At 69.1% G+C, this 9,317-nt stretch carries 11 protein-coding genes; 10 read left to right on the forward strand and 1 reads right to left on the reverse strand.

What is annotated here, in order from left to right:
• Positions 1-107: 107 nt before the first annotated feature.
• The 6 genes from tsaB to E3T28_RS02200 all read left to right on the forward strand — a co-directional run bounded on the left by tsaB (position 108) and on the right by E3T28_RS02200 (position 4,070).
• On the forward strand, positions 108-740 hold the full coding sequence (gene tsaB, locus E3T28_RS02175; RefSeq protein WP_134427478.1) for a tRNA (adenosine(37)-N6)-threonylcarbamoyltransferase complex dimerization subunit type 1 TsaB: 633 nt from the start codon (positions 108-110) through the stop codon (positions 738-740).
• Complete coding sequence (gene rimI, locus E3T28_RS02180) at positions 740-1,252, forward strand: ribosomal protein S18-alanine N-acetyltransferase (protein ID WP_134427481.1); 513 nt, start codon at positions 740-742, stop codon at positions 1,250-1,252. Before tsaB ends, rimI begins: the two co-directional genes overlap by 1 nt.
• Positions 1,249-2,361 (forward strand): tRNA (adenosine(37)-N6)-threonylcarbamoyltransferase complex transferase subunit TsaD, encoded by a 1,113-nt coding sequence (tsaD, locus tag E3T28_RS02185; RefSeq protein WP_134427484.1) that lies wholly within the window; start codon positions 1,249-1,251, stop codon positions 2,359-2,361. The genes rimI and tsaD overlap by 4 nt, the downstream gene beginning before the upstream one ends.
• Before the next feature lie 175 nt (positions 2,362-2,536).
• Positions 2,537-2,923, forward strand: a complete 387-nt coding sequence (locus E3T28_RS02190; protein WP_134427487.1) for a DUF4190 domain-containing protein — start codon at positions 2,537-2,539, stop codon at positions 2,921-2,923.
• Positions 2,924-3,031: 108 nt separating this feature from the next.
• A complete protein-coding gene (locus E3T28_RS02195) occupies positions 3,032-3,640 on the forward strand; it encodes a DUF4190 domain-containing protein (RefSeq protein ID WP_134427490.1) in 609 nt (202 codons plus the stop codon).
• A 19-nt stretch (positions 3,641-3,659) separates the two neighbouring features.
• Entirely contained in the window at positions 3,660-4,070 is a 411-nt protein-coding gene (locus tag E3T28_RS02200; RefSeq protein WP_134427493.1) for a hypothetical protein, read from the forward strand.
• A gap of 50 nt (positions 4,071-4,120) precedes the next feature.
• Here E3T28_RS02200 and E3T28_RS02205 read toward each other — a convergent pair whose 3' ends face one another.
• Positions 4,121-5,320 carry a class I SAM-dependent methyltransferase gene (locus tag E3T28_RS02205; protein ID WP_134427496.1) on the reverse strand — a complete coding sequence of 400 codons (1,200 nt, stop codon included), beginning with the start codon at positions 5,318-5,320 and terminating at the stop codon, positions 4,121-4,123.
• A 127-nt stretch (positions 5,321-5,447) separates the two neighbouring features.
• Between E3T28_RS02205 and groES the strand changes: the two genes are divergently transcribed.
• From groES to E3T28_RS02225, 4 genes are all read left to right on the forward strand, one after another.
• Entirely contained in the window at positions 5,448-5,744 is a 297-nt protein-coding gene (groES, locus tag E3T28_RS02210) for a co-chaperone GroES (protein ID WP_066597535.1), read from the forward strand.
• Between the two features lie 71 nt (positions 5,745-5,815).
• Positions 5,816-6,784 carry an EamA family transporter RarD gene (gene rarD, locus E3T28_RS02215; protein ID WP_134427499.1) on the forward strand — a complete coding sequence of 323 codons (969 nt, stop codon included), beginning with the start codon at positions 5,816-5,818 and terminating at the stop codon, positions 6,782-6,784.
• Between the two features lie 46 nt (positions 6,785-6,830).
• Positions 6,831-7,559, forward strand: a complete 729-nt coding sequence (locus tag E3T28_RS02220) for an ABC transporter substrate-binding protein (RefSeq protein WP_134427502.1) — start codon at positions 6,831-6,833, stop codon at positions 7,557-7,559.
• Positions 7,560-7,684: 125 nt separating this feature from the next.
• Positions 7,685-8,980 (forward strand): ABC transporter substrate-binding protein, encoded by a 1,296-nt coding sequence (locus E3T28_RS02225; protein WP_134427505.1) that lies wholly within the window; start codon positions 7,685-7,687, stop codon positions 8,978-8,980.
• The last annotated feature ends 337 nt before the right edge of the window (positions 8,981-9,317 follow it).

The following is a 9,317-nucleotide window of genomic DNA, read 5'->3' on the forward strand; positions in this document are numbered from 1 at the left end:
AAATCTCCGTCGAATTCGTTCGAGGCAGGCCGAGAGCAAAAGCGGCGGAACGGCCGAACAGCGAACCGGCGGCACAGCGAATCGGGCACAGCGAATAGGCTGGTGAGGTGCTTCTCGCCATCGATACCTCCGCCGGAACGAGCGTCGCGGTCGTGGACCTCGCCCGAGGCGTCATCGCCGAACGCGCCACCGACGACACCATGCGCCACGCCGAGGTGGTCGGTCGCCTGATCGCCGACTGCCTCAGCGACGCGGCCGTGCCGATCAGCGACCTCTCCGCAGTGGTCGGCGGCATGGGCCCCGGCCCCTTCACCGGCCTCCGCGTGGGCATCGCCGCCGCCCGGGTCTTCGCGCTCGGCGCCGGGGTGCCCTTCGTGCCCGTCGTCAGCCACGACGCGCTCGCCTTCGGCCGCTACCGGGCCGGGCACACCGGCCCGCTCGTGGTCGTCACCGACGCCCGTCGCCGCGAGGTGAACTGGTCCGTGTACAGCGGGGCGGATGCCCAGGGGCTCCCGATCCGGGTCGTCGCACCGGGCGTGACCCGGCCGGCCGTGCTGCTGGAGCCGGACTGGGCGCACGCCGGGGTTCCCCGGTTCGACGCGGTCACCGTGTCCGCCGGAGAGCTGGGGCAGGTAGCCGAGCTGATGTGGGCCCACCGGCGCCCGTTCGCCGCCGACGAGGCGCTCTACCTGCGCTCGCCGGATGTCACCCTGTCCAACGGTCCGAAACGGGTCAGCTGATGACCTGGCAACTGCGGCGCGCCCGAGCCGCCGACGTGGACGCCATCATGGCGCTCGAGACCCGCATTTTCGTCAACGATGCGTGGTCCGTCCAGGCGATGGCCCAGGACGTGGTCAACCCGAACTGCTACTACTTGGTTGCCTTCCCGCCCGACGAGCCCGATCGAATCGAGGCCTATGCCGGGCTGCAGGCCCCCCAGGGCGCGCGCGAGGGCGACATCCAGACCATCGCGGTCACCGAAGAGGCCCGCGGCCGCGGCCTCGGCCGCACCCTGATGCTCAGCCTGATCACCGAGGCCCGTAAGCGGGGCGTGCGGGAGGTCTTCCTCGAGGTGCGCGCCGACAACCCGCCGGCCCAGGAGCTCTACCGCCGGCTCGGCTTCGAGGAGTTGGGCATCCGTCGCGGCTACTACCAGCCCGACAACGTCGACGCGATCGTGATGCGCCTGCACGTTCCTGGCCCCAAGATGCAGACGACGCCGGCAGATGCCGAACCGGAGGCCGCCGAATGACCGCCCTGACCGACCCGACCGCCCTGACCGCCCTGACCGCTCTGAACCGCGTCAACCCGCTCGTGCTCGGCATCGAGACCTCCTGCGACGAGACGGGGATCGGGATCGTGCGCGGCGCCACCCTGCTCTCGAACACGATCGCGTCGTCCATGGACGAACACGCCCGCTACGGCGGAGTCGTGCCGGAGGTGGCCGCGCGCGCGCACCTCGAGGAGCTCGTTCCGGCGATCCGGGCGGCGACGCTGGAGGCCGGGATCCGTCTGGAGGACATCGATGCGGTGGCTGTGACCTGTGGTCCCGGCTTGGCCGGCGCGCTCATGGTCGGGGTCGGGGCAGCCAAGGCGCTCGCGATCTCTCTCGGCAAGCCGATCTACGCGGTCAACCACCTCGTCGGCCACGTGGGCGCCGATGTGCTCCGCCTCGGCCCCGACGACATGACGGAGCCGCTTGAGTATCCCACGATCGCCCTCCTGGTCAGCGGCGGCCACACCTCCCTGCTGCTGGTGCGCGATCTGGTCTCCGACGTCGAACTACTCGGGGAGACCATCGACGATGCCGCCGGCGAGGCCTTCGACAAGGTGGCCCGCCTGCTCGGCCTGCCCTACCCGGGCGGACCCCAGATCGACCGGGCCGCGCTGGCCGGCAACCCCACCGCCATCCGTTTCCCCCGTGGTCTGAGCCAGACCAAGGACATGGCCAAGCACCGATATGACTTCTCGTTCTCGGGGCTGAAGACGTCGGTGGCCCGCTGGGTCGAGCAGAAACGCGACGCGGATGAGCCGGTGCCGTTGGCCGACGTTGCCGCCAGTTTCCGGGAGGCGGTCGTCGACATCCTGCTGACCAAGGCCATCGCGGCCTGCGTCGACCTCGGCGTGCCGAGACTCCTGCTCGGCGGCGGCGTGATCGCCAACGCCCGGTTACGCCAGGTGGCCCAGGAACGCACGGATGCCGCCGGCATCGCCCTGCGCATCCCGCCGTTGTCGCTCTGCACCGACAACGGCGCCATGATCGCGGCCCTCGGGGCGCAACTGATCATGGCCGGGCATCCGCCCTCGGCGCTGGACTTCGGGGCGGATTCCACCCTCCCGGTATCCGAGATCCAGGTCTGAAACCCCCTCCCACCGGTATTTCGCCCTCGGGCGGGTATTCTGGCTTCGGCGGGTGCCGTTTGTCTCGGCGCTCGACATCCTGTCCGACCGTGTGCCAGGTCAGCAGCCCAGACGCACCATTCCCGCCAGACGTACCATTACCGCCAGACGCACCATTCCCGAAGGAGCAATCGACATGACCGACCCCAACCAGCCGCCGGTTACCCCGCCCATGTTCCAGCCGCCGGCAGCGCCCGCGAACCCCGCGGACACCATCCCCGCGCAGGCCGCCCCTGCCTACACCCAGCAGGGCTACCCGCAGCAGGCCCCGTCCGAGAAATACAACGTGCTGTCCATCGTGTCGCTCGTGACGTCGGTGCTCGGCATCTCCCTGGTCGGCATCATCACCGGCCACATCGGGCTGAGCCAGATCGGGAAGACCGGAGAAAAGGGTCGTGGACTCGCGATCGCCGGCCTCATCGTCGGCTACGCGGGCCTGGCGGCTCAGCTCCTGGCCGTGGTCCTGCTGATCCCGTTCCTGATCGCGATCGCCAACGACCCGACCCTGCTCAATACCTACTGACCCGGGCCCTGCTGTTTCGTGGCCACGGGGAGAGACCCCGCGCCGATGGCCGGTGACCCGATATGCGACAGCGACGCACTCCGTCGTTTCGGAAAGGAATGAATTCGCATGAGCGATTCGAATATCCCCAGCAACCCCGACGTGCCCCACGTGCCTGACGTGCCCCAGGTGCCCGACGTGCCACAGGTCCCCGACATCCCGCGCGACGAGCAGGGCGCGCCCGCCGCCCCGACTCCGCCGCCGGCCTACGGAGCCCCGACTCCGCCGCCGGCCTACGGAGCCCCGACTCCGCCGCCGGCTTACGGCGCCTCGACTCCGACTCCGCCGCCGGCTTACGGCGCCTCGACTCCGACTCCGCCGCCGGTCTACGGCGCTCCGACGGCGACCCAGGCGCCGGCCTACGGCACCCCGTATTCGGCGTCCTATGGTGCCCCCATCGCGAAGCAGCCGATCCTCAGCATTCTGGCGCTGGTGGCCGGCGTCATCGGCCTGCTCGGCTCGCCGATCGTATTCCTCCCGATCGTGGGCGGCATCCTCGGGCTGTTCATTCCCGCCGCTGCCGTCGTTCTGGGCTTCCTCGGCAAATCGAAGGAACCGCAGGCCCGGGGCTTCTGGCTGACCGGACTCATCACCGGGTTCATCGGCGTCGGGATGGCGCTGGTCAGTATCGTGATCTGGTCCGTCTTCTTCGCCACCGTCCCCAACTCGTCGTTCTGAGCCGGAGATAGCAGCGGGGATGATGGGGGAGGAACGGGACCCGTCCCGCGATGGCGACTTCCGGGCCGACCTCACCCGGCGTCCGGCACCGGCCCCGGGCGAGTTGGACTATGCGTCAACCGTCACCGCCCCCACGGAGTGGGTGCCGTACGTCTACACCGACAGCGAGCTGCGCGCTCAGGCGGGCCGGCGTGGCCTGTCCATCGCCTCGCTCGTCTTCGGGTTGCTCGGGTTACTGATCGCCGTGTTCGGCGTCTGGGGCGCGGCGCTCTCCCTCGCCGCAGTCGTGCTGTCCGTGATGGCCCGCCTGACCGAACGACGTGCCGGCACCGTGTGGGCCTACGGGCTGCTCACGGGGCTGGCCGGACTCGTCCTCGCGGTCGGGTGGGTGCTGATCGTCACGCAGGTGCTGACGATCGTGCCCGGCTGAGCCGGGCGCGCCTCGACCTGCGGCCTCGACCTTCCTGCTCCATCTGCGGCTCAGTCGAGCGGCGGAACCCGCTCCACGAGCAGGGCCACTCGCTGTCCCGCTGCCCGGGTGAGTACGAGCGTCGCCGACTCGGGGCCCTTGAGCTTCAGCCGGGTACGCAGAGTGGCCGGGTCGACATCCACGCCGCGTTTCTTGATCTCAAGCGTGCCGATCCGACGTTCCTGCAGCGCCAGCCGCAGCTTCTTCTCATCGACCGGCAGCACCTCCAGCACCCGGAACGCGGTGGCGAACGGCGTGCGATGCAGGGTCTCGGAGGTGAGGTACGCGATCCCCTCGCTGAGCATCAGCGCGTCGAGCGAGCGGGCAAGATCGCCGATCAGGCGGGCACGGATGATCGCGCCGTCCGGCTCGTACAGGTAGTCGCCCAGCACACCGACCGGTGCATCCTCGCTGTCGCGGGGCGCGGTCAGTTCGTTCGTCCCGGTCCGGCCGAGCAGCAGGGCGGAGCGACGGATGCCGGGGCGCGCCAGCGCTCCGAACCACAGCCCCATCTCCACGAGCCTGCCGTCCACCGAGACCCATTGCGCTTCGGCCTCGGCGGGGATCAGATCGCGGTCGTGTCCCGGACCGAGCTTGACGCCGATGGGCATCCGCTCACTGAGGCCGAAGACGAAATCGAGGTGGGGGGAGTAGTCCTCCGGCCTGGTGAGGCGGGAGGTGTTGGAGTGCCCGGCGGTGCGCCGGGCCGGATCGAGCCAGGCGGCGTCGAATCCGGTGAGGTCGACGTCTTCCGCGGCCGAGTGCAGAACGCTTGCATTCTCGAACGGAGCCAGGTTGTAGCTGGCGACGGTCGCGGTCACCTCGTCGGCGTCCACCGCCGTCACCGTGAGGTCCATGGCGGCCAGGGCCATGGCGTCGCCGCCGATCCCGCAGCCGAGGTCGACGACCCGGTTCAGGGTAGCGCCGGTGAAACGGCCGGCGTGCAGCGCGGCCACCCGCAGCCGAGTGGCCTGCTCGAGGCCGGCCTCCGTGAACAGCATGCGACCGGCGAACTCACCGAACTTGGGCAGGGCCTTGGCCCGGAGCCGGGACTGGCTGAGCACCGCGGTGACCAGGTCGGGGCTGTGCCCGGCCTTGCGCAGTTCGCTCACCACCCGCACGACGTCGGCGGCCGGGTCATACGGCGGCAGCGAGTCCAGCAGACGCAAACCGCCCGGCGATAACAGCTCGACGAGCTCTGAGCGTTCCATCGTGCAAACCTATCAACCCCTCGCATCTGGCACTCACGTTGCGTGAGTGCCAGATGCGCCCTAAACTCGATCTAGCACTCTCGCTGTGAGTCTGCTAACTATGTCTTAGCTAAGAAAGAGGTCAACCGTGTCGGTCTCCATCAAGCCGCTCGAGGATCGCATCGTCATCAAGCAGGTCGACGCAGAGCAGACCACCGCTTCAGGTCTGGTCATTCCTGACACCGCCAAGGAAAAGCCCCAGGAGGGCGAAGTTGTCGCAGTCGGCCCCGGCCGCATTGACGACAACGGCAACCGCATTCCGCTCGACGTCGCCGTCGGCGACAAGGTGATCTACTCCAAGTACGGCGGAACCGAAGTCAAGTTCGGTGGCGAGGATCTCCTCGTCCTGTCGGCTCGCGACGTGCTCGCAGTCGTCGTTCGCTAGTCACACCCACTGATCGGTAGAATCCCGGATGGCCTGGCCATCCGGGATTCTTCGTTAAGAAAGGCCCGCCCGTGGAGCAAGGCCCTCCCTCACCCGAGAACCTCAACCGGGCCCGTCCTGCCCGCCCGGCGCGGTCCGAACAGAGCAAGGGACTGATCTACGCGGTCCTCGCCTACGCACTCTGGGGCGCGTTGCCGCTCTACTTCCTGCTCCTCGCCCCGAGCGGGGCGTTCGAGATCGTGGCCTGGCGTGTTCTCTTCTCCCTGGTGTTCTGCGCGCTGCTCATCACGGTCACCCGCAAGTGGCGGTCGTTCGCCGGCCTGCTGCTGAGACCTCGCATCGTCTTCGCCATGGGTCTGGCCGGCCTGCTCATCTTCGTCAATTGGCAGACCTACGTCTTCGCCGCCCTCAGCGGACACGTGGTCGAGGCTGCCCTCGGATATTTCATCAATCCGATCGTCACCGTCTTCCTCGGCGTCATCCTGCTGCGGGAAAAGCTGCGGCTGCTGCAGTGGGTGGCCGTGGGCATCAGCCTCGGGGCCGTCGTCGTCCTCACCGTCGGCTACGGCTCGCTGCCGTGGGTGTCGCTCATCCTCGCGTTCTCGTTCGGCTTCTACGGCCTGATCAAGAAGCGCGTCGGCCGCGACGTCGACGCCGTCGCCGGCCTTACCCTCGAAACGGTCTGGCTCGCGCCCATCGCCGTCGTGCAGCTGATCGTGGTGGGCTCCGTTTCCGGTCTCACCTTCGGGACCGTCTCCACCTGGCATACCCTGGGGCTGCTGGCAGCGGGCGTGGTGACCGCCGTCCCGCTCCTGTTTTTCGCCGCCGCGGCCCGGCGGCTGCCTTTGACGTACATGGGCCTGATCCAGTACTTCGCGCCCATCCTGCAGTTCCTGGTCGGCGTCTTCGTGCTGCTCGAGCCGATGCCGCCCGAGCGCTGGCTCGGGTTCGCCTTGGTCTGGGTGGCGCTGGTCGTCCTCACGACCGACATGGTCCTCACCGGGCGCGCGCCCCGGCGTGCGTCCCTGGAACCGGCCTGAGCCCGGCTACGCTCGGGGGCGCACCTCGTACCTGAAAGGACACCGGATGCGCGCTGCGTCGAGTTCCCTGCCAGTCAGCCTGATCGGGGGGCTCGCCTGTGTTCTTCTGCTCTCCGGTTGCACAGCGGAGGCCGCGCCGCCGGTGGCCACGCCCACCGTCGCACCCGTCGTGGTCGCACCGTCCGGCGACGGGACCGTGCGCATCGGCACCCTGTTCCCCATGACGGGCCCGGCGGCCGCCAGCGGAGCGGCGCAGGTGGCCGGCACGGAACTGGCCGCCCGGGAGATCACCGAGCAGGGCCGAATCCTCGGTACTCCCATCGAGATCGTCCACCGCGACTCCGCCGTCGACGCGGCGACGGCGCTGACCGACCTGCTGGCCCGCGGCGTCGACGTCGTGCTCTGGGACGCCACGGTCCCGATGCCGGACGACCTGGCCGCTGCCGTTCTGGCGGCGCCGGCGGCGCTGCTGGCGCTCGGCGACTTCGCGAACGGCGGCACACCCCTGGCCGCCAGCGGCGGCTTCGCGGCGCGCCTGCGCACTCTGGATCCGGGGTTGGTCGACACCGCCGGCGGGGGCGAGGCCTATGACGGGGTCGTCCTGAGCGCCCTGGCCGCGGCGCGGGCCGGAGACGACGGCGCGGCGTCGATCAGGCCGGCCCTCGACCAGGTCAGCACCGGGGCGGTCGCCTGCGCATCCTGGGGAGAATGTGCGGCCGCGCTGGCCGATTCGCAACAGATCGCCTATGCGGGCGTCACCGGCCGCCGATCGTAACGATTTGGTCTGCGTTACACGGATGTAACACGGTTGCCTTGTTTCGCGCGATTCCTGTCAATAATGTGACAGGACGGCAGTCATTCGACCGCTGGCATTTCTCATTCCTAGTCCCAAGGAGCAACATGAGCGTATTCGCGAAGGCCTCGGCCTCCCGCTCAGTCCGGGCAGTCGTCACTGGAGTCGCCATGGTCGGCGTCAGTGCACTTCTGCTCACCGGATGCAGCAGCAACACTGCAGAACCGGCTGAATCGGAAGCCCCCGCCGCGAGCGGAGACGCCCAAGCCATCACGGCCGGCGACCGCGACCTCACCCTGAAGATCGGCACCATCCTTCCCCAGAGTGGTGCCCTGGCCTTCCTCGGCCCGCCCGAAGAAGCCGGGGTCGCACTGGCCGTCAAGGACATCAACGACGCGAATCTTGGACTCACCGTCGAGGCCATCTTCCGTGACTCCGGCGACACCACGACGGACACCGCGACCGGTTCGGTGACCGACCTCCTCTCGCAGGACGTCTCGGCCATCATCGGTGCAGCATCCTCCGGCGTCTCCAAGACCGTGATCGACCAGATCACCGGCGCGGGTGTCGTGCAGTTCTCGCCGGCCAACACCTCGGCAGACTTCACGAAGTACGCCGACAAGGACCTCTACTGGCGCACCGCCCCGTCCGACCTGCTGCAGGGTGAAGTCCTGGGCACGCAGATCGCCGACGACGGCAACGCCACCCTCGGCCTGATCGTGCTCAACGACTCGTACGGCACCGGCCTCGCCGAGTCCACCACGGCGGCCTTTGAGGCTGCCGGCGGCGAGGTCGTCGCCACGTCGCTGTTCAACGAGGGTGACTCCAACTTCGCGGCTCAGATCTCCGAAGTGACCGCCGCCAACCCCGACGCGATCGCCCTGATCACGTTCGACCAGGCCAAGGTCATCACCCCCGCGCTGGTCGGCTCCGGCTACCCGGGCGGCAACCTCTACTTCGTGGACGGCAACCTGTCCGACTACAGCAAGGACTTCGACGCCGGCATCATCACCGGAGCCAAGGGCACGCTGCCGGGCCTCGACGTGGGAACCCTCGGCGACTTCACCGAGCGTCTCAAGGAGCTCGACCCCACCCTGACCGACTTCAGCTACGCGGCCGAGTCCTACGACGCCGTCATGCTCGTCGCTCTGGCTGCCTTCGCGGCCAATGACGTCTCGGGTGAGGCCATCTCCAAGCACCTCCGCCAGGTCTCTGGTGGAACCGGCGACGGCACCGCGGTCTCCGACTTCACCGCGGCGGCCGAAGCCCTCGCAGCCGGCGACCAGGTCGACTACGACGGCTTCTCCGGCCCGGTCACGTTCGACGAGAACGGTGACCCGACCGAGGCAACCATCGGCGTCTACGAGTACCTCGAGGACAACACGTACAAGCGCATCAACTAGTCACCGATCAGTCGCCCATCGGCAGCTGAACTGGAAGGGCCCCGACTTCGGTCGGGGCCCTTCTTCGTGCGCCCGGCAACTTGTCTAGTTCGACAGTCTCGGTCGAGTTCGTCCCGCGCGCGCAGCGACGTCGACCGGAGCCGTCGAACTCGCGCCGAACTCGGCGGACCGGGCACGGCGGACCACACACGGCGGACCGGGCACGGCGGACCGCACACGGCGGACCGGGCACGGCGGACCGGGCACGGCGGACCGGGCACGGCGGACCGGGCACGGCGGACCGGGCACGGCGGACCGGGCACGGCGGACCGGGCACGGCGGACCGCACACGGCGGAC

The organism is Cryobacterium sinapicolor (assembly GCF_004403465.1).
Classification (GTDB): Bacteria; Actinomycetota; Actinomycetes; order Actinomycetales; family Microbacteriaceae; genus Cryobacterium; species Cryobacterium sinapicolor.

Bases quoted from the DNA above. Each gene is read 5' to 3' on its own strand.
- E3T28_RS02205 (WP_134427496.1), bottom strand. From the start codon at position 5,320: ATGGAACGCTCAGAGCTCGTCGAGCTGTTATCGCCGGGCGGTTTGCGT.
- E3T28_RS02200 (WP_134427493.1), top strand. From the start codon at position 3,660: ATGATGGGGGAGGAACGGGACCCGTCCCGCGATGGCGACTTCCGGGCC.
- E3T28_RS02225 (WP_134427505.1), top strand. From the start codon at position 7,685: ATGAGCGTATTCGCGAAGGCCTCGGCCTCCCGCTCAGTCCGGGCAGTC.
- tsaD (WP_134427484.1), top strand. From the start codon at position 1,249: ATGACCGCCCTGACCGACCCGACCGCCCTGACCGCCCTGACCGCTCTG.
- E3T28_RS02195 (WP_134427490.1), top strand. From the start codon at position 3,032: ATGAGCGATTCGAATATCCCCAGCAACCCCGACGTGCCCCACGTGCCT.
- E3T28_RS02220 (WP_134427502.1), top strand. From the start codon at position 6,831: ATGCGCGCTGCGTCGAGTTCCCTGCCAGTCAGCCTGATCGGGGGGCTC.
- rimI (WP_134427481.1), top strand. From the start codon at position 740: ATGACCTGGCAACTGCGGCGCGCCCGAGCCGCCGACGTGGACGCCATC.
- E3T28_RS02190 (WP_134427487.1), top strand. From the start codon at position 2,537: ATGACCGACCCCAACCAGCCGCCGGTTACCCCGCCCATGTTCCAGCCG.